The 19,676-nt window shown below is 42.3% G+C and carries 18 protein-coding genes, 1 pseudogene and 1 riboswitch; of the genes and pseudogenes, 7 read left to right on the top strand and 12 right to left on the bottom strand.

All coding sequences use genetic code 11. The annotated features are described in order from the left end of the window. Window positions 1–30: 30 nt before the first annotated feature. From AWT60_RS12675 to AWT60_RS12645, 7 genes and pseudogenes are all read right to left on the bottom strand, one after another. Entirely contained in the window at window positions 31–1,182 is a 1,152-nt protein-coding gene (locus AWT60_RS12675) for an acetylornithine transaminase (protein ID WP_041110104.1), read from the bottom strand. Further along, window positions 1,179–1,955, bottom strand: a complete 777-nt coding sequence (argB, locus tag AWT60_RS12670; protein WP_025093396.1) for an acetylglutamate kinase — start codon at window positions 1,953–1,955, stop codon at window positions 1,179–1,181. The genes AWT60_RS12675 and argB overlap by 4 nt, the downstream gene beginning before the upstream one ends. A gap of 14 nt (window positions 1,956–1,969) precedes the next feature. Continuing rightward, window positions 1,970–3,190, bottom strand: a complete 1,221-nt coding sequence (argJ, locus tag AWT60_RS12665) for a bifunctional ornithine acetyltransferase/N-acetylglutamate synthase (protein WP_076840848.1) — start codon at window positions 3,188–3,190, stop codon at window positions 1,970–1,972. Between the two features lie 22 nt (window positions 3,191–3,212). Then, the gene (gene argC, locus AWT60_RS12660; RefSeq protein WP_256928487.1) at window positions 3,213–4,250 is read right to left on the bottom strand and encodes an N-acetyl-gamma-glutamyl-phosphate reductase; all 1,038 of its coding nucleotides are present in this window, start codon (window positions 4,248–4,250) and stop codon (window positions 3,213–3,215) included. 137 nt (window positions 4,251–4,387) lie between these two features. Further along, a pseudogene (locus AWT60_RS12655) lies at window positions 4,388–4,690 on the bottom strand (hypothetical protein). A 93-nt stretch (window positions 4,691–4,783) separates the two neighbouring features. After that, window positions 4,784–5,092, bottom strand: a complete 309-nt coding sequence (locus tag AWT60_RS12650; RefSeq protein ID WP_024425066.1) for a metal-sulfur cluster assembly factor — start codon at window positions 5,090–5,092, stop codon at window positions 4,784–4,786. A gap of 46 nt (window positions 5,093–5,138) precedes the next feature. Beyond that, on the bottom strand, window positions 5,139–5,924 hold the full coding sequence (locus AWT60_RS12645) for an alpha/beta fold hydrolase (RefSeq protein WP_024425067.1): 786 nt from the start codon (window positions 5,922–5,924) through the stop codon (window positions 5,139–5,141). Window positions 5,925–6,062: 138 nt separating this feature from the next. On the opposite strand from AWT60_RS12645, the gene AWT60_RS12640 reads away from it, so the two are divergent. The 3 genes from AWT60_RS12640 to AWT60_RS12630 all read left to right on the top strand — a co-directional run bounded on the left by AWT60_RS12640 (window position 6,063) and on the right by AWT60_RS12630 (window position 7,301). Further along, window positions 6,063–6,875 carry a Cof-type HAD-IIB family hydrolase gene (locus tag AWT60_RS12640; protein ID WP_024425068.1) on the top strand — a complete coding sequence of 271 codons (813 nt, stop codon included), beginning with the start codon at window positions 6,063–6,065 and terminating at the stop codon, window positions 6,873–6,875. Between the two features lie 88 nt (window positions 6,876–6,963). Further along, on the top strand, window positions 6,964–7,113 hold the full coding sequence (locus AWT60_RS12635) for a hypothetical protein (RefSeq protein ID WP_024425069.1): 150 nt from the start codon (window positions 6,964–6,966) through the stop codon (window positions 7,111–7,113). After that, the gene (locus tag AWT60_RS12630) at window positions 7,110–7,301 is read left to right on the top strand and encodes a DUF3813 domain-containing protein (protein WP_024425070.1); all 192 of its coding nucleotides are present in this window, start codon (window positions 7,110–7,112) and stop codon (window positions 7,299–7,301) included. Before AWT60_RS12635 ends, AWT60_RS12630 begins: the two co-directional genes overlap by 4 nt. Window positions 7,302–7,350: 49 nt before the next feature. Here the strand turns inward: AWT60_RS12630 and AWT60_RS12625 are convergent, their stop codons facing one another. Further along, a complete protein-coding gene (locus AWT60_RS12625) occupies window positions 7,351–7,806 on the bottom strand; it encodes a BsuPI-related putative proteinase inhibitor (protein ID WP_034621785.1) in 456 nt (151 codons plus the stop codon). 14 nt (window positions 7,807–7,820) lie between these two features. Beyond that, window positions 7,821–8,663 (bottom strand): YitT family protein, encoded by an 843-nt coding sequence (locus AWT60_RS12620; RefSeq protein ID WP_024425072.1) that lies wholly within the window; start codon window positions 8,661–8,663, stop codon window positions 7,821–7,823. Between the two features lie 139 nt (window positions 8,664–8,802). Between AWT60_RS12620 and AWT60_RS12615 the strand changes: the two genes are divergently transcribed. Then, window positions 8,803–9,654, top strand: a complete 852-nt coding sequence (locus tag AWT60_RS12615) for a DegV family protein (RefSeq protein WP_024425073.1) — start codon at window positions 8,803–8,805, stop codon at window positions 9,652–9,654. Window positions 9,655–9,701: 47 nt separating this feature from the next. On the opposite strand, the gene AWT60_RS12610 is transcribed toward AWT60_RS12615, so the two are convergent. From AWT60_RS12610 to AWT60_RS12600, 3 genes are all read right to left on the bottom strand, one after another. Beyond that, complete coding sequence (locus AWT60_RS12610; RefSeq protein ID WP_163115295.1) at window positions 9,702–11,351, bottom strand: methyl-accepting chemotaxis protein; 1,650 nt, start codon at window positions 11,349–11,351, stop codon at window positions 9,702–9,704. Then, the gene (locus AWT60_RS12605) at window positions 11,348–12,325 is read right to left on the bottom strand and encodes a BMP family lipoprotein (protein WP_041110190.1); all 978 of its coding nucleotides are present in this window, start codon (window positions 12,323–12,325) and stop codon (window positions 11,348–11,350) included. The genes AWT60_RS12610 and AWT60_RS12605 overlap by 4 nt, the downstream gene beginning before the upstream one ends. Before the next feature lie 146 nt (window positions 12,326–12,471). Beyond that, window positions 12,472–13,320 (bottom strand): CvfB family protein, encoded by an 849-nt coding sequence (locus AWT60_RS12600; RefSeq protein ID WP_218677324.1) that lies wholly within the window; start codon window positions 13,318–13,320, stop codon window positions 12,472–12,474. A gap of 225 nt (window positions 13,321–13,545) precedes the next feature. On the opposite strand from AWT60_RS12600, the gene AWT60_RS12595 reads away from it, so the two are divergent. The 3 genes from AWT60_RS12595 (at window position 13,546) to metH (ending at window position 19,569) form a co-directional block, all read left to right on the top strand. Then, window positions 13,546–14,037: a YajQ family cyclic di-GMP-binding protein gene (locus tag AWT60_RS12595; RefSeq protein ID WP_012009527.1), complete on the top strand. Its 492-nt coding sequence runs from the start codon at window positions 13,546–13,548 to the stop codon at window positions 14,035–14,037. Window positions 14,038–14,118: 81 nt separating this feature from the next. Then, window positions 14,119–14,237: riboswitch (SAM riboswitch) on the top strand. A gap of 78 nt (window positions 14,238–14,315) precedes the next feature. Further along, window positions 14,316–16,157: a bifunctional homocysteine S-methyltransferase/methylenetetrahydrofolate reductase gene (locus AWT60_RS12590; RefSeq protein WP_034621789.1), complete on the top strand. Its 1,842-nt coding sequence runs from the start codon at window positions 14,316–14,318 to the stop codon at window positions 16,155–16,157. After that, window positions 16,141–19,569, top strand: coding sequence for a methionine synthase (gene metH / locus AWT60_RS12585; protein WP_218677323.1), 3,429 nt, complete (start codon window positions 16,141–16,143; stop codon window positions 19,567–19,569). The genes AWT60_RS12590 and metH overlap by 17 nt, the downstream gene beginning before the upstream one ends. The last annotated feature ends 107 nt before the right edge of the window (window positions 19,570–19,676 follow it).

Genomic DNA, 19,676 nt, shown 5'->3' with positions numbered 1-19,676 from the left:
GCATTTTTATACGTTCGTTTGTAAAAAAATTTACACCGAAACTGTTTTATTGGCTAATACTTGAACAATTGCTTCGATCGCTTGATCCAGCTCTGCTTTCTTCACATTCAGCGGAGGTAATAAACGAATGACATTCGGACCAGCTGGAAGCACCAGCAGCCCTTGTTCTCTAAGAGCTGTGATATAGCCGGCGACTGGCTGATCACATTCAATACCTGCCATCAATCCTTTTCCCCGCACTTCTTTTACGATATTCAGCTGTTTGACATTTTGCAGCTTTTCTAACAGGTAATCACCCTTTTCTTTCACTTCTGAAAGAAACTCTTCTTTGAAAATGACATCGAGTGTCGCATTCACAGCGGCCATGGCGAGCATATTCCCACCAAATGTTGTACCATGTGAACCTGGAGAGAATGCATCTCCTAGAGCTTTTTTCCCTATGACTGCACCAACTGGAAAGCCGTTCCCTAACCCTTTGGCTGCTGAGATAATATCAGGGTCAAGACACGTCTCTTCGTACGCAAATGCTGTTCCTGTACGACCGATGCCCGTTTGAATTTCATCTACAATGAGCAGTGCTTCATGCTTTTTGCAAAATGCTTGAACGGCTTCAAGAAACTCTGGTGTCGCTGGATTCACTCCACCTTCACCTTGCACAACCTCCAGCATCACCGCTGCCACATCATCGACTGCACAGGCTGACATAGCGTCTGGATCATTAAACGGTACGTAGTGAAAGCCTTCTAGCATAGGGCCAAAGCCAGTTTTGATTTTATCTTGACCTGTGGCAGCCATACCAGCATACGTGCGCCCATGGAAAGAGTGCAAAAATGTGACGATATTTGTTTTCCCTGTCGCTTTACGTGCTAATTTAATGGCACCTTCATTTGCCTCTGCCCCGCTATTGCAGAAAAACACGAGATCCCCTGAACTGTTTGCTGCCAGCTTTTCTGCTGCTTTTTCTTGCAGTCCATTTTCAAATAGATTCGATACATGCCAGACGTGGTCAAGCTGTTCCTTAATGGCTTGATTGACCTTTGGGTGATTGTGGCCTAAATTTGTAACGGCAATGCCTTGTATAAAGTCTAAATATTTTTTTCCATTTGTATCGATTGCCCAAGAACCTGCTGCCTCTTTAATTTCAACATTCCACCGTCCATAGTTTTGAAAAAGATGACTCAAAGGACCGCCTCCTTTTGTTTCACGATTCTTGTTCCTTTAAAGGTTTCCCCTGTAAAGATACTGCCTTTGCCATTTACGATCATCACTTCATCTACATCACCTGATAAAGCACTCAAAGCGGATTGTACTTTTGGAATCATTCCCCCGGAAATAATGCCTTCATCAATGAGTGAAAGGGCTTCTTGTTCTGTGACGACATCTAATAGTTCACCATTTTTTAAAATGCCTTCAACATCTGTGACAAACATGAGCTTATCAGCTTTCATAGCTCCGGCGACAGCTGATGCAGCTAAATCAGCATTCACATTTAAGGTTTGGCATTCTTCCGTCATAGACAGCGGCGCAATCACAGGAATGAATTGTTTCTCCATGAGTGCTTCTGCCATTTCTGGATGAACTTCTTTGATTTCGCCAACGTACCCGTAAACGTCTTGATCAAGGAAATCGGCGACAAGCATCTGCCCATCTTTACCGGATACGCCGACAGATGATATATCATGCTTTGCGAGCTCTGACACAAAGTATTTATTGACTGTTCCTGAGAGAACCATTTCGGCTACCTCTAACACAGGCTTCGTTGTTTTACGCTGACCGTCAACAAATTCTGTTTTCACTTCTAATTTTTGCAGCATGTCGGTGATTTCAGGTCCTCCGCCATGCACGATAGCCAGCTTAAATCCAGCAGCTTGAAGTGAGCGGACATTTTCATAAAAGGTATCTGAAAGTTCTCGAATGACACTGCCTCCACACTTGAACACGATCGTTTTATTCATGTCTATCTCCTTCTTTATGTGCGATAGCTCGCGTTAATTTTCACATAATCATAGGTAAGATCACAGCCCCATGCTGCTGCTTCACCATTCCCCTCACTCATTTGAATGAAAATCGTAATCTCATCCTGCTCTAGATATGCTTTTGCTTCCTCTTCTGAGAATGGCTGCGGTTCATTGTGTTTAAATAAACATTGTCCGCCTAAATAGACTTCTACCTCTTCCGGTGTAACGGAAGCTGCGCTATGACCAATGGCTCCAACGATTCGGCCCCAGTTGGCATCTGTACCATATACAGCAGTTTTAACAAGACTTGAACCAACGATTTTTTTCGCAATGATGCCGGCTTCCAAGTTATTTTTAGCACCAGTGACTTTCGCTTCAATTAATTTGGTTGCGCCTTCTCCATCTCTCGCAATCTCTTTGGCTAAATCCTCACAAGCTAGTTTTAATCCTTCTTTAAACAATGGCCATTCTGGATGCTCTTCATTGAGTGCATTGTTTTCTGCCATGCCATTTGCCATCACGAGCACCATATCGTTTGTCGAAGTTTCTCCATCAACGGTAATTTGATTAAAAGTCACATCCGTAATGTCACGAAGCGCTTGCTGTAAGGCTTCCTGTTCGACATTTGCATCTGTTGTGACAAAGCCAAGCATTGTCGCCATGTTCGGGTGAATCATGCCAGAGCCTTTTGCTGCGCCTGAAATGATGATCTCTTTTCCGTCTATCGTAAGGGTGTATGCTGTATTTTTAATGACAGTATCTGTCGTTAAGATCGCTTCTTCAAAATGGCCTTTTTCGGCTTTTGCTTCTTTTAACTCGGCGATGCCCTTTTTGATTTTATCCATCTCCAGACATTCCCCAATGACACCTGTAGAAGAAACAGCAATATAATCAGGTGCTACACCTAACATATCTGCACAGGCTGCCTGCATGTCGTATGCGTCTTTTAATCCCTGCTCACCAGTACATGCATTGGCGATGGCACTATTGACAATGACACCTTTTAATTGTCCTGTCTTTTTTAAGCTTTGTTGTGTGACTTTGAGAGGCGCAGCTTGAAAGTGACTTTGTGTATAGACCGCTGCACTTGCTGCTGGTACTTCGCTGACGATGAGGCCAAGGTCTTTTTTTGAATAACGCAAGCCAATGTGAATACCCTTTGCTTCAAAGCCTTTTGGTGATGATACGTCACCGTCTATTTTGACAATGCTTTTTTCATTCAATTCGATCATGTTTGTTGTCTCCCCTGTTCTCTTATGGATAAAGAGGTGTCATTGTGAGGCCCGCCTCTTCATGTAAGCCTTTGATGATGTTGAAGTTTTGAACCGCTTGACCGGCCGCACCTTTCATGAGATTGTCTATGACCGACACGATTGTCAGTCTTCCTGTTCGCTCATCTAAATGAAAGCCAATATCACAGAAGTTACTGCCGTATACTTCTTTCGTTTGTGGATAAACGCCGTGATCTCTCACTCTGACAAAATAGGAATCTTCATAAAAGTCTTTCATTCGCTTCATCAATTCTTCTTTTGTGACATCTGTTTTTAATTGTGTATACATCGTCGCCATAATCCCTCTTGTCATCGGGACAAGATGCGTAGAAAATGTGACGTTCGCCGTCTGCGGATTCCATTCTCTTAATATTTGCTCTATTTCCGGCGTATGCTGATGCTCATTCACCTTATAAATTTTAAAGTTATCGTTTAGTTCTGAAAAATGCGTGCCAAGTGAGGCAGATCGTCCGGCACCGGACACCCCTGTTTTTGCATCTATTATAATCATGGATTCATCGATGACATTCTGTTTGATGAGCGGTGCTAAACCGAGAAGAACTGCGGTAGGAAAGCAGCCCGGATTGGCAATCACTTGAGCCTGTTGAATTTTGTCACGATTCAGTTCGGATAAACCGTACACCGCTTGTTGAACAGATGCTGCATTCGCTGCCCTTCGTTTATACCAAGCTTCATAGGTTGCTCCATCTTGAATGCGCAAATCACCTGATAAATCAATGATCGGCACTCCTTGATTCATAAGCTTTGGCGTCAGTTCACTTGATACGCCTGCTGGTGTCGCTAAAAACACAGCATCTGTCTCTTGCACAATGGCAGCCGGGTCAATAGCTTTTAATGTTTGGTCAGTCATAGTTGTTAGATGCGGATAAGATTGACTGTATGATTGCCCATCACCACTTGATGAATACAATATACATTCCTCCACATGCGGGTGATGCTTGAAGATACGAACCAATTCCGCACCACCGTACCCTGTAGCACCTATAATACCTATTTTCAACGTCAATACACCCTCTTGATCTTTGTGAAATTATTTAACATTATAACATGTATAAAAATTAATTCAATTGTATATTTAATATTTGTTTTCATTTTTTTTCAACAAAAAATCCGCATATCTTCATGAGACATGCGGATTTATCTTTCGTTTTTGATATAGAGGACCATGAGTGCACTGCATAAATATAATATGGAGCTTGCATAAAAAATGAAGTAAACGGTAAAGAAATCAGCAAACAGGCCGCCAAGCATAATGGCAATGGATGAAAATAGAGCTGTCCAAAAATGATAGTGACCGACTTCTTTCATTCGTTTGTTCTCTGTTGTGAGGACCACTTAAACCAAACACACCTTAGGCAAGACCAAACTGTGAATAGCTTGATTCAACATTTTTAATAAAAATAATGTAAAAGGAAATATTAAACTGCTGGCGAAAAACATCCATTATATCAAGCTACTCTCTTCCTCCACCTTAATTTTTCATAAAAAAACCTGGCATGAGTTCAACTCATACCAGGCATTTTTCATTTTTGCTTATTGAATACCGAGCGCAATTTTTGCGTATCTTGACATTTTGTCTCGTGTCCAAGGCGGATTCCATACGATGTGAACTTCTGTTTCTTTTACTTCTGGAAGATCACTTAATGCTTTTTTGACTTCATCCACGATAATTGGTGCAAGAGGACAACCCATTGATGTTAAGGTCATGGTGATATCCGCTTTTCCATTCTCATCAAGATCGACATCATAGACAAGTCCAAGGTTGACAATGTCGACATTCAGCTCAGGGTCAATCACCTGTTCTAGGGCGCCTAAAATATTTTCTTTCAATGCTTCATCCATGATATCCACTCCTTTTTCCATTAGTATAACGTACTTTTTCTTATGACTAAACGTTTGTGCTTTTCAGATGTGTCACAAACCAGTCAATCGTTTCAAACATCGCTTGTCTTGAGACTTTATGGCCTGCTTGTCCATCAGTAATAAAGCGAATCAGATGCGGATCCTGCTTATATTGTGTGGCCGCTAACTCATCATATAGGGATTTTGCATGCCGGTAAGGGACGACAGGATCATTTTCAGCATGCCAGAATAAGAGCGGTCTTTTGTTTAATCGATCCGTTTGCAGCGTTAAATCATATGGGCGCAGGGCGTCTAATTGCAGATGAACCTCTTCGTCTGTAATGTCTTTCATTAACCCTTTGTGACGCATGTCCATGATTTGTGCTTTTAGAAACGTCGTATAGTTTGGACTTCCCATCAAGCTGACAGCGGCTTTGATCCAATCATGCTTGGCAAGTGCACCAAAGGTGGTGATGCCGCCCATGGATGTACCCGCAACGCCTATCAGATCGGCTTCAATCAATTGTTTTTCTTGAAAGTATGTTTTAAGTATATCGATTTCACGAATTTCGTTCAGGACAATTTCCCAGAACTTTGATGCCAGTTCCTCTAAGCTGAGGTTTTCTGATCTTACACCATGATAAGCACAGTCAGGCAAAATGACTCTCATGCCTTTTTCCGCCAAATGGAAGGCGAAGTGTAAATTATGCTCGCGTGCACTTGTAAATCCATGAATAAAAAATACAAGCGGCAGCGGTTTGTCTTTATTTTCAGCTTTTACGATATGTAAAAATGGAATATCGCGCGTAATTTGCTCATCAATGGTGATCACAGCCTATGAATCCTCCTTTATCATTCCCGTCTTTGTTTATTTTAACATGTAGACAACAAAGATGTGATAAAGATACACTATAGATAGAGGCGCTAACATGAAATTGCCTCCTATCACTTACAGATCAAAGGAGATTTTATGGAGACTAAACCTTATCTAATCGCACTTGACCTGGATGGCACATTATTAAAAGATGATAAAACCATTTCTGCGCACACACTTGACGTCATTCAAAAAGTGAGAGACAGCGGTCATCACGTCTGTATATCAACAGGCCGGCCATTTCGATCCAGCTCTCCTTATTATCAGCAATTACAGCTTGATTCACCCATTGTGAATTTTAACGGAGCGTTTGTCCATCATCCTCTTGATGAAAAATGGGGCAGATTTCATACGTCACTTGATCTTCAAGTGGTCAAACAGCTTGTAGACATTAGTGAAGAGTATAAAGTGCACAATGTGTTAGCTGAAGTGTTAGACGATTTGTATTTCCATTATCATGATGAAAAACTCATTGATATCTTTAATATGAATGCAAACAAAGTCACTGTTGGAGACCTTAGGGACAACCTTGGAGAGAATGTGACGAGCGTGTTAATTCATGCAAAAGAAGAGGACGTCGGAGCCATTCGAAGCTATTTATCAGATGTTCATGCAGAAGTGATTGATCACAGGCGCTGGGCTGCCCCGTGGCACGTGATTGAAATCATTAAAACAGGCATGAACAAAGCCGTTGGACTGCAAAAGATCAGTGATTATTACGGTGTTCCTAAGGAGCGGATTGTGGCATTCGGAGATGAAGACAATGATTTAGAAATGCTTGAATTTGCTGGATGCGGTGTAGCAATGGGCAACGGCATTGATGCCGTGAAACGTGTCTCAAATGAAGTCACTGATACAAATGAACAAGACGGGATTGCAAAGTTTCTAACGAATTACTTCTCGCTTTAATTTTTCCATTCATACATAGCAGATGGAAGCGGGCATACTACCGTTAGACAGGTTGTCCTGTCAGCTTGTGTAAAGGGGCGGATTCCGAATGGGTAAAAGAAGCAAATCGAAACGCTTTATACAACAAGGTAAAGATTCAGTCAGTCTTCATGACGCACGTTTTCCTTATCGTTCGACACTTGAAGAAGCGTCAGACAGAGGGAATATGAAGACTGATGCTTCTGGAGGTTCATTGTGAGAAACGAACTTTTTGATCAAGCCAAATCGTTTACTGAAGAAGCTCTTACTTCTTCATTTTCATCTGGGTTAGAGCGTCAACAGGCAGTCAAGCGAGCGAAAAATGCCGTATCCTCTGCATTTGCCAATTCGACAGATGCAGAAAGAAACCAGCTGCATACCTTCCAAGACTTGCTCGATGATCTCTAACATAAAAAAGCTGGCCACATTAGGTGGACAGCTTTTTTGATTCCCTTGCTTATTTGACTTGGAATGTTTTCTTCTCCGTGATTTGTTTCAGCCCTTCTGCTTTTCCTTTAAACGTTACGACTGCTTCGTATGTTCCGGGCTTTACACCGTTTGACCATGTATCTTGAAAATCATAGGCCTCGCCTTTTTTCAGCACAAAAGTTTGGATGGCCTGTGTGAACATACGGTCTTTCGAATAGCGGTATTGTTCATTCCCGTTTTCGTCATACACACTAAGCTCGAATTTTTGGCTTGTGTTAAAGGTAAATTCAAAATCTCGATCTGATTCATTTTTCAGTGACATGTTAAATTGAACTGAAGAACCTTTCTGGACGGGGTCTACTGTGAGCTCAACCGTTTTTTCTCCCATTTGACCGGATACCTCCTTGTCTGGTTCATCCTTTTTTTGTTGTCCACAAGCGGCTAAAACCAATAGAATGAGAAGAAGCACCAACCCTTTTTTCATCTGCTACCCACCTTTTAATCTCGTCTGAAAAATCCAAGAATATTGGTTGTCTGCACAATATTTGTAAAGGCTTTTGGATCGACTTCTTTAATAATTTGTTCAAGTTCATATAGCTCATACCTTGTAATGACGATCACCATCATTTCCTTTTGCTCGTTGGTGAATGCGCCTTTTGCAGGTACAGTCGTAATGCCTCTGACCATTTTTCCATAAATGGCTTCTTTGATTTCATCTGCTTTCTTCGTGACAATCATCGCGGTCAGCTTCTCATGTCTTGTATGGATGGCATCAATGACCCTTGTGGTCACATATAATGTGACAAGGGTATATAATGCTTTCTCCCAACCTTGTAATAATCCTGCTGTAAAAATGATGATTCCATTTAAAATGAAGAAATACGTGCCAACTGGTTTATCCTTCCACTTCGCTAAAACCATAGCAACAATGTCAAGTCCGCCTGTCGAAGCCCCGTATTTGAGCGTGATTCCAATCCCTACTGCGGATATGACACCGCCGAACACAGCATTTAATAAAATATCGTGGGAAACACTCGTTTCTGGTAAAATGCCAAGGAAAATGGTCGTCAGTGCAACACTGATGATGCTGTACAAAGTAAAGGAACGGCCAACTTTCATCCAGCCTAAAATGCCGACTGGAATGTTTAAAATAAATAATAGAATCCCTGTTGATACATAAAATGGCGCATATTGATCGATTAAGCTGGATAACAGCTGGGCTACCCCTGTAAAACCGCTCGCATATACGTCAGCTGGGATTAAGAATAAATTCAGTCCAATCGCATTGAGTAATGCACCAATAACGACGACAATGAGTTTTTTTGCTTCTCCAATGAACATGTTGTCATTCCTCCACTTACCATTCTCTCTATGGTTTTCCCTAAAATTTAGAATTTGAACACGAAAAGATGATTTCTATGATATAGTTAGGCTAAAAAGATGTAAAATATGGCTTATTTTTTAGAAAGAAGGGATTTATATGACTGTTCATATCATAGCAGACAGTGCTGCTGATCTGCCTCTTTCTTATTATGATGAACATAACATAACGCTCATTCCGCTCCGCGTATTACTTGGCGAGCAGGAATTTGAGGATTTGATCACCATTGAACCAAAACAAGTATTTGATGCGATGAGACAAGGAGCCAGTCCAAAAACGTCACAGGCTTCACCAAACCGGATCAAGGAAACCTTTGTTTCTGCCGCTCAAACCCATACATCTGCCATCTATGTCGCTTTTTCATCAGAGCTTTCAGGTACATACCAGACAGCTGTGATGATGGCAAACGAAGTGAAGGAAGAATACCCTGATTTTGATTTACGAATCATTGATTCTAAATGCGCTTCACTCGGCTATGGGCTTGCTGTCAAACACGCTCAATCACTTGCCATTGACGGAAATACAATACAAGAAATTGAAACGTCTGTAAAGCATTTTTGTGAATCTTTACAACATATTTTTACTGTAGACGATTTATCGTATTTAGCAAGAGGCGGAAGAATCAGTAAAGCGTCCGCATTTGTTGGCGGTTTGTTAAGCATTAAGCCCATTTTACATGTCGAAGATGGAAAACTCATCCCGCTTGAAAAAATCCGCGGACGTAAAAAGCTGCTGAAACGTATTATTGAACTAATGAAAGAACGCGGAACGGATTGGTCGAACCAAACCGTTGGTATTAGTCATGGTGATGATCCTGCACTGGCGGAAGACATGAAACAGCTGATCGAAGCCGAATTTCATCCAAAGGAAATTGATATTCAGATCATCGGCGCCGCTGTTGGGTCCCATTCAGGACCTAGCACGCTTGCGATCTTTTTTACAGGCAAATGATCATAAAAAGCACCCTTCCCTGACACAACACGGGAAGGGTGCTTTTCTTATGAAAGTTTAAATCGCTGGACGGTTTCATTTAACCTCGCCGTCATACTCATCAATTCTTCGACCTGTTTGTTCATTTGATGGAACGATTGCAGCTGTTCATTGGCTGAGGCAGAAATTTCTTCGCTGCCAGCTGCTGTTTCTTCTACCACTGCACTAATATTTTCAATCGAGTGCAGTACTTGTCCGCCAAGTTCTGTTGATTGCATAATTTGGTCATTTAAGACCGCCATTTCTTGTTTAATATGCTGCGCTTTTGTTTCTATATCTTCAAAGGAGTGTGAGGTTTTGTCCATCGCATCCTGCTGCTGAAGTGAAAGCTTGACCCCTTCTTGGACAGTTTGACTAATGGATTGAATGCCTCTTTCAATATGACTGACCATGTCAAAGATTTGTCTTGTGGCATTAGACGATTCATCGGCAAGCTTGCGAATTTCATCTGCTACAACAGCAAAGCCTTTTCCAGCTTCGCCTGCTCTTGCCGCTTCAATGGCTGCGTTTAAGGAAAGCAGGTTTGTTTGGTCCGCAATGTCAGAAACCGTTTTGGCCATGGCTGAGATTCCGCTGGCGTATTGCGTGAATTCTCCTGCTGATTCTTCGATTTGTCTCGTGGCATGTGTATTTTTTTCAATCGCTGTTTTTGTTTCTGTTAACGTGTGCTTTCCGCTTTCTACGGCTTCGATGGCATCCTCTGTACTGCGGATGACCGTTTGCGAGCGTTCGGAATTTTTACGTCCATGCTGGTCCATTTTCTCAATCAAGCTGACGCCGTGCTGGAGATCTTCTGAAATCGCTTGTGACCCATTGGCCATTTCATCTGTCGAAACAGATACTTGATTCGCAGACTCCATCATCTTTTTGTTTTCATCATTCAGGTGGATCGAGAATGTCTCTACTCGGCTTGAGACATTGCTGATTTCTTTAATCAGACTAATCAGCTGATCTGTCATTTGATTAAAGGATTCATTCAAGCCGCCGATTTCATCCTTGCGCTGAATATCCATCCGCTCCACAGCAAGATTGCCTTCAGCGATCTGCTTTGCTCTGTAGGATAGTGATTTGATGGGTGTCACGATGGATCGCGTTAATCCAATATTTAAAAAGACAGCAATGACAATCAGTGTGAGGGCTGAGACGAGTGCACTTGTGATAATCCATTGGACATTGTCTGCTGCAGCCTCTAGATTTTGTTTATACGCTTCTTCTGCCCTTTTATTCATCGTATGCACATCGTTTAAAACGCCATCAATTCTTGCTGCCACACGTCTTGCATCCGATGCGTTTTTTTCACCAATGGCATTGTTTGCTTCCTTGGTCCACGTGTCATATTTTGAATTTAACCTTGTTAATGCCTCTTTGTTCATATTTCCTGCATGTTTGTTTAACGTTTGCAGCTGTTTTTTTGCTGTAGAAATATCGTTTTGAACGATCTCTAGCTGTTCATCTGAGAGTGTCATCGAATAATTGGTCATGGCTTGCTCGACACTTTCAAAGCTTGCCTTCGTTTTTTGTACATTTAATAAGGTTTGGACATCTGTCTCATTTGATGATTGGATCTTTGTCATGCTGACAATGATAAAGGCGATAACGCCAACTGCTAAAAGAAGTGAGATAAGTGAGTTGAGTAAAATTTTGACGCGTAAGCTCATGATGCGCCCCCCTCTTCTTTTAGAAGCGTCTGCTTCAGACCATTTAATTTTTTGGTCAGTGTCTCAGCATTTTTCAGGATCCGGATTTTTGCCATATCGATTCCATCATTGCTTAAGTCATAGACAACATGCCCGCTTTTCATTTGATTGTTCTTGACGAGCTGTTCGCTGAATTGATAGACCACTTCATCGACTTTTTTCACCATAGACGAAATGACCGCTTTTTCAGCAGTATAGTACTGATCGCTGTCTACACCAATGGCATATTTCCCCTGTGACTGTGCTTCTTTTAATACACCGACACCTGTATAACCGGCTGCCGCATATAAAACGTCTGCTTTCTTTTTGATCATGTCTTTGGCTATTTTACTCCCCTTGCCTGCATCACTAAACGTACCGGCATAGGTAGATAAAATCTTGATTTTCGGATTGACTGATTTGGCGCCTTTTTGAAATCCTTTTTCAAAACGATGGATGACATCTGCGTCAACACCGCCAACAAATCCAATGACATCGCTTTTCGTTGTCATCGCAGCAAGTGCACCTGCTAAATAGCTGCCTTGCTCTTCTTTAAATGTCACAGAGGTCACATTTTTCAGCTCAGATACAGCATCGATCAGAAGGAACTGCTTCTTCGGATATTTCTTCGCAACTTTTTCTAGGTCTTCTTGCATACTGAAACCTACACCAATGACAAGATCATTTCCATCTTTTACGAGCTCTGTCAGCCCTTTTTCATATGTATCAGTTTCTGCAATTTCTCTATAATCAAATTCAATGCCAAGCTCATCACGTGCTTTTTCTAATCCTTTAAATGATGAATCGTTAAATGATTGATCACCAAGACCATCATCTGTGAGCATAACGCCAATATGCTTCGCAGTTGATTTTGGCGCCCCCTCCTGTTGATTACCGCATGCGGCGAGCACCATAAGCATGGCTGCCATCAGAAGTAATGAAATCTTCACTTTCATCCAAAAACACACTCCTTTTATCATCCTTACTCCTTTTTTATCGGATTTGAGAGGCGTTGTTTCAATGATATAGTGAAGGTTTTTCGTGACTTTTTTCATAGAAAAAATCCATTATTTAAGACAAAAATAAAAAAGTGAGCAAATGCTCACTTTTTCTCGTATGTCCAGCCTTCTTTTTGGTAAACTAAATCATTTTTCATGAGATGACCTAGTGCTCGTTTAAAGGCTGCTTTGCTCATTTGAAATCTTTCGCGGACATCCTCTGGATCACTTTTGTCTCCATAAGGCATAGCGCCGTTTCTTGTTCTCATATAGGTTAAAATTTCTTCTGCATCGACAGATAATGCATCCTGTTTTCTAGGAAGCAGAGAAACGTTCACGGTTCCATCCTCTTTCACTGCAATGACGCGTCCTGTAACGGTCGATCCTAATCTTGGCTCTTCCTTTCGTTCCGTGCGGTGAATAAACCCTCGCACGCCTGTATCTGTCAGCATAAAAGAACCTGTCGCAATTAAACGATAAATTGTTCCAGTGATTTCTTTGTTCATTAAGGTTTCTGGTGCCTCTGTGAACAATTCACTGATTACGTCTTCTGTGGCTGGTTTTGCGAACATTCTGCCGTAGCTTGTGACTTTCAGCATACAGTAGAGTTTGTCTCCTTTTTTCGGCCATGCTTCCTCAAAAGGCGGGAGGTGTTCTGTTGCAACAAGTGCATCCTTTGACAGCCCAACATCGACAAATGCGCCCATGTCTTCTACCACGTCCACGACTTCTACCCAGCCGTATGTATGTGCGTTAATTGTAGGTATTTTCATCGTGGCAGCGAGTCTTTCTTCATGATCTACATATAAGTAGACCTCTACTTCATCTCGGTCACCAATATCTTCTGTCATTTCACTGCGATGTAAGAGGACCGAATCTTCACCGTCTGTCAAAAAGTAGCCGTATTCCATTTCGTTCTCTATTTGCAAGGTCAGTTGCTCACCTGGTCTCATGTTCTCTTCCTTCCTATCTGCCCATAAAAGAGCGTTCGTTCATCTTTTGATTCACTCTATTCTACTATACTTCTTCCTGCATGAACATCTCTAGTTCTGTTAGCTAAAGTGGACAAACTGGACACGATTTATACGGCTGGCGCCTTTACTCTTTGATAAAGTTTTCTTCTTCTGCTATTTGCATGATAAAATAGACGCAATATCTAAACTTGGAGGTCATGTGTGATGGCAAAAGAAAGCTCATTTGACATTGTATCGAAGGTTGAACTGCCTGAAGTGCAAAACGCTGTTCAAGCAGCGCTGAAAGAAATTAAAAACCGTTATGATTTTAAAGGAAGTAAAAGTGATATTTCTCTCGAAAAAGAAGAGCTCGTTCTCATCTCTGATGATGACTTCAAACTTGAGCAGCTAAAAGATGTGCTTGTGACAAAGCTGATCAAACGAAATGTTCCAACTAAAAACATCGATTACGGAAAAACCGAGCATGCCCTTGGCGGTACAGTACGCCAGCGTGCGAAGCTGATCAGCGGGATTGATCAAGACAACGCCAAAAAGATCAACGCGCTTATCAAGCAGTCTGGTATCAAAGTGAAATCACAATTTCAGGATGACCAAGTGCGTGTGACAGGGAAAAATAAAGATGATTTACAAGAGGTAATTTCTCTTATGCGCAAGGCTGATTTGCCGATTGATGTCCAATTTATAAATTTTCGATAAATTTCAAATTTTCCATTGATTATTTCTGCATTTTTCGTTACAGTTGATGGAAGTTCAATTCATTGACATGTTCATATTGCTTTCTTATCAAGAGAGGCAGAGGGACTGGCCCTGTGAAGCCTCAGCAACCGGTGTAGTAGAAATCTATTTTCTATGACCAAGGTGCTAAATCCAGCAAGCAACTGCTTGGAAGATAAGGAGAAGAATTACGATACAGCCAAAAAGTCTTCTTCTTATCAGAAGGCTTTTTTTGTTACATAGAAATAAGGAGGAATACAATGGGCCTATTACAAGACTTACAAAACCGCGTACTGATAGCTGATGGAGCGATGGGAACACTTTTATACTCTTACGGCATTGACCGCTGCTTTGAAGAATTAAATTTATCGAAAGAGGATGAAGTGAAACGGGTGCACGAGGCATATGTGCAGGCAGGCGCTGACATCATCCAAACAAACACATACGGCGCGAATTATATTAAACTATCCCGCTACGGCTTAGAGGAAGAAACAAAACGCATCAATACAAAAGCAGTACAAATTGCAAAAGCAGCCGCAGGCTCTGCTTATGTACTCGGAACAATTGGCGGCATTCGGACGTTTAACAAAAATGCCTACTCTATAGAAGAAATCAAACGAAGCTTTAGAGAGCAGCTGTACATTCTATTAAATGAAGAACCTGACGGATTGTTGCTTGAAACGTATTATGACATAGAAGAAGCAAAGGCTGTTCTTCAAATTGCCCGAAAAGAAACGACTCTCCCGATTGTCATGAACGTCTCTATGCATGAACAAGGCGTTTTGCAGGATGGTACCCCGCTGAAGGATGGTTTATCTGAGTTATCATCTCTTGGTGCAGATGTTGTCGGCATCAACTGCCGGCTAGGCCCTTATCACATGATTCAGGCACTCGAAGGCGTTCCACTTTTGGAAAATTCGCATTTATCTGTCTACCCTAACAGCAGTCTCCCCTCTCTTGAAGCAGGCAGACTCGTCTATGATACAGATAACGATTATTTCCGAAAAAGTGCACTTGAATTTAGAAATCAGGGCGCACGTATTATCGGAGGCTGCTGCGGAACAACACCTCAGCATATTAGCGCAATGGCTGAAGCGGTCAAAGATTTAGCACCGATCACTGAAAAAGAAGTAAAGGTGTTAAAAGAGGAAATCATTTCAATACAAGATCAGCGCACTGAGCCAGGTCTTGATGAGCTGGCTGTGAAAAAACGTTCGATTATCGTAGAGCTTGATCCGCCGAAGAAGCTGAACTTCGAAAAATTTCTCGTTGCTGCAAATGAATTAAAGGATGCTGGCATTGATGCATTGACGTTAGCCGATAATTCTCTTGCGACTCCGCGCATTAGCAATGTCGCTTGCGGCGCATTATTAAAGCAGCAGCTCGATATGCGTTCTCTTGTTCATATCACATGCCGCGACCGTAATTTGATTGGCCTTCAATCTCATTTAATGGGGCTCGACACCCTTGGATTAACCGATATTTTAGCGATCACAGGCGATCCATCTAAAATTGGAGACTTCCCAGGTGCAACATCTGTCTATGATTTAACCTCCTTTGATTTGATTCGTCTCATCAAACAATTTAATGAAGGCCTTTCTTTCTCAGGAAAACCCCTTGGCAAAAAGACCAATTTTTCAGTGGCTGGCGCGTTTAACCCAAATGTGCGCCATATTGATAAAGCAGTCAAACGTCTTGAGAAAAAAATCGAATACGGTGCTGATTATTTTATTTCTCAGCCTGTTTATTCTGAGGAACAGCTTGTGAAAATTCATGAGGAAAGCCGCCACTTGGATAAACCGATTTACATCGGCATTATGCCATTAACAAGCAGCCGAAACGCCGAGTTTATTCATCACGAAATTCCAGGCATCAAATTATCTGATTCTATTCGTGACATTATGGCCAAAGCTGGCGAGGATAAAGAAAAGCAGCGAGCAGAAGGCTTAGCGATTGCCCGCTCTTTATTAGATACAGCCTGCGAATTGTTTAATGGCATTTATTTAATTACTCCTTTCCTTCGATCAGATTTAACAGCAGAACTGACCACCTACATCCATCAGAAAGAAAAGGAGTCTAACGTCCATGTCAACTATCACTGAACAGCTCAAAAAACGCATCCTCGTCCTTGATGGGGCAATGGGCACAATGATTCAAAACGCCAACCTGACAGCAGAGGACTTTGGCGGAGAAGAGTATGAGGGCTGTAACGAGTATTTGAATGTGACAGCCCCTCACATCATCTCTAAGATCCATAGGGAGTACCTCGAAGCAAGTGCCGATCTCATTGAAACAAATACGTTCGGTGCGACAAAGCTCGTTCTTGATGAATATGGGCTTGGTCACCTTGCCTATGAACTCAATGTTCGAGCTGCGCAGCTGGCAAAGGCTGAAGCAGACCGTTTCTCCACACCGGATAAGCCGCGTTTTGTTGTAGGCGCAATGGGCCCAACAACGAAAACATTATCTGTAACAGGCGGCACAACCTTCAGTGAGCTCGTCAGAAACTATGAAGAGCAGGCCCTCGCTCTAATTGACGGAAAGTGTGATGCCCTTCTTTTAGAAACAAGCCAAGACATGCTGAATGTAAAAGCTGGATTCAAAGGAATTCGGGAAGCCTTTCAGAAGGCAGGCATTCAATTACCACTCATGGTATCAGGTACGATTGAACCGATGGGCACCACCCTTGCTGGTCAGGATATCGAAGCCTTTTATATCTCTCTTGAGCATATGAAACCCATCAGTGTGGGCCTGAACTGTGCGACTGGTCCAGAATTTATGACAGACCACATCCGCACGCTCTCCTCCATCGCAAAGTCAGCGGTGAGCTGCTATCCGAATGCTGGTCTCCCAGATGAAGAAGGCCAATATCATGAATCCCCTGCTTCTCTTGCTAAAAAAATCGCCGCCTTTGCTAAGGAAGGCTGGTTAAATATTGTCGGCGGCTGCTGTGGAACGACACCTGCACATATTCAAGCATTGTCAGATGAAGTACGCACGCTTCAGCCGCGTCATATCACTCGAGGATCACCGCAGCATACCGTATCAGGAATTGAGCCCCTTATTTATGAGGATTCAATGCGTCCTCTTTTTGTAGGTGAACGGACCAATGTCATTGGTTCTCGCAAATTCAAACGGCTCATTGCGGAACAAAAGTTTGAAGAAGCAGCAGAAATTGCTCGTGCTCAGTTGAAAAATGGCGCTCACGTCGTTGATGTGTGTCTGGCTGATCCAGACCGTGATGAGGCAGCAGACATGGAAGGCTTTTTACAAGAAGCCATGAAAAAGGTGAAAGCCCCTTTTGTCATTGATTCAACGGATAAACACGTGATTGAAAAGGCACTCACCTATTCTCAAGGGAAAGCCATCATCAATTCTATTAATCTTGAGGATGGCGTGGAACGTTTTGAAGAGATTCTTCCCCTTGTGAAGCTATATGGCGGTGCACTTGTTGTTGGCACAATTGATGAAATAGGAATGGCTGTGACAGCAGAACGAAAGCTTGAAATTGCTGTACGTTCGCATGATTTGTTAACGAAGAAATATGGAATTCCTGCAAGTGACATCATTTTTGATCCGCTTGTCTTTCCCGTAGGCACTGGAGACGAGCAATATATTGGCGCCGCTGAAGAAACGATCAAAGGCATTAAAATGATCAAGGAAACCCTGCCTGAGTGCCTCACCATTTTAGGCATCAGCAATGTATCTTTCGGACTTCCGCCTGTTGGCAGAGAAATCTTAAATGCCGTTTATTTGTATCACTGCGTGCAAGCAGGGCTTGACTATGCCATTGTGAATACAGAAAAGCTTGAACGCTTCGCTTCCATTCCAAAGGATGAAATCAAACTAGCTGAAACCTTGCTTTATGAAACAAATGACCAAACACTGGCTGAATTCACCCAATTTTACCGCGGCAAAAAGAAAACGGAGAAAAAACCAAAGGTCTCCTTATCACTTGATGAAAGGCTGGCGCTCTACGTCGTCGAGGGAACGAAAGAAGGTCTCATCGATGATCTAGCCCTTGCTTTGGAGCATTATGAATCGCCGCTTCATATCATCAATGGCCCGTTAATGCAGGGCATGGCTGAAGTTGGTCGTCTTTTTAATCAAAACGAACTGATCGTAGCCGAAGTGCTCCAATCGGCAGAGGTCATGAAAGCATCTGTTTCGTTTCTTGAGCAATATATGGAAAAGCAACATGCAAGCGGGAAAGGAAAGATTCTTCTTGCGACTGTAAAAGGAGATGTCCATGATATCGGGAAAAACCTTGTCGACATCATTTTGAGCAATAATGGCTTTCAAGTGGTCGACCTCGGTATCAAGGTGACACCTCAAACATTGATTGAAGCTGTGCAAAAGGAAAAACCAGATATGATTGGATTATCAGGCTTACTTGTAAAGTCCGCACAGCAAATGGTACTAACCGCTCAGGATTTACAAAAAGCAAACATTTCTGTTCCTATTTTGGTCGGCGGTGCTGCCCTTTCTCGTAAATTTACAAAAATGAAAATTTCGCCTCATTATGATGGGCCTGTTCTTTATGCAAAAGATGCTATGGACGGACTATCATTAGCCAATGAGTTAAAAGCGAATCCTCTTCAATTTCAAACAGAGCCGCAAGAAGAGCCAGCGGCACCTATCAAGGAGAAAGAAGGAAAGCAGCCGAAAGCTGTCATTGAATTACTAGAAAAACGCGCATCTCTCCCGCAAGCACCGGTATTTACACCAGAAAATACCACACGCCATTATGTGAGGGACATCGATTTGCATCATATTATGCCATATGTGAATGAACAAATGCTCATTGGTCATCATCTCGGTTTAAAGGGAAAGGTCAAAACCTTATTAGCTGAACAGCACCCAAAAGCATTGGAATTAAAACAGCTTGTCACAGATCTTCTAAACGAAGGCAGAGAGAAAAACTGGTTTGCGCCAGCATTTGTGTATCAATTCTTCCCTGCCAGTTCAGACGGAAATGATTTGCATATTTATGATCCCGAAGAACCTAACCGCATCATTGAAACGTTCCAATTTCCAAGGCAGGAGAAGCTCCCGTACCGCTCTATTTCTGATTATGTACGGAAAAGTGATGAAAACGAGAAAGATTATATTGCCTTATTTGCCGTCACAGCCGGCGCGCGTATACGTGAAGTCGCGCAGCAATTTAAGCAGGAAGGAGATTATTTAAAAATGCATGCTGTCCAAGCTCTGGCACTTGAGCTTGCAGAAGGATTAGCTGAAAGAACCCACCAAGTGATTCGTGACAAATGGGGATTCCCTGACCCCGTCGATTTTACAATGGAAAAACGATTCCAAGCGAAATATCAAGGGCAGCGCTATTCCTTTGGTTATCCAGCGTGTCCAAATCTTGAGGACCAAGAAAAGCTGTTCAAGCTGCTTCAGCCTGAAAAAATCGGCATCCATCTGACAGAAGGATTCATGATGGAACCTGAAGCATCTGTTTCAGCGATCGTCGTTTCCCACCCTGAAGCTCGATATTTTAATGTTCATTAAGACTAGAACCCGTCATTGGGGGGTCTTTTTTGATACACGCTGAGAGGAAAAGGATCTCCCTTTTCCTTTTTCTTATGCCTTTTATGGTACGATACATATAGATGAAA

This window comes from Bacillus sp. F2HM, from assembly GCF_019266135.1.
Taxonomy (GTDB): Bacteria; Bacillota; Bacilli; order Bacillales; family Bacillaceae; genus Bacillus; species Bacillus safensis.
The sequence above is the reverse complement of the archived record's forward strand: the minus strand, read 5'-3'. Positions and strand labels throughout refer to the sequence as shown.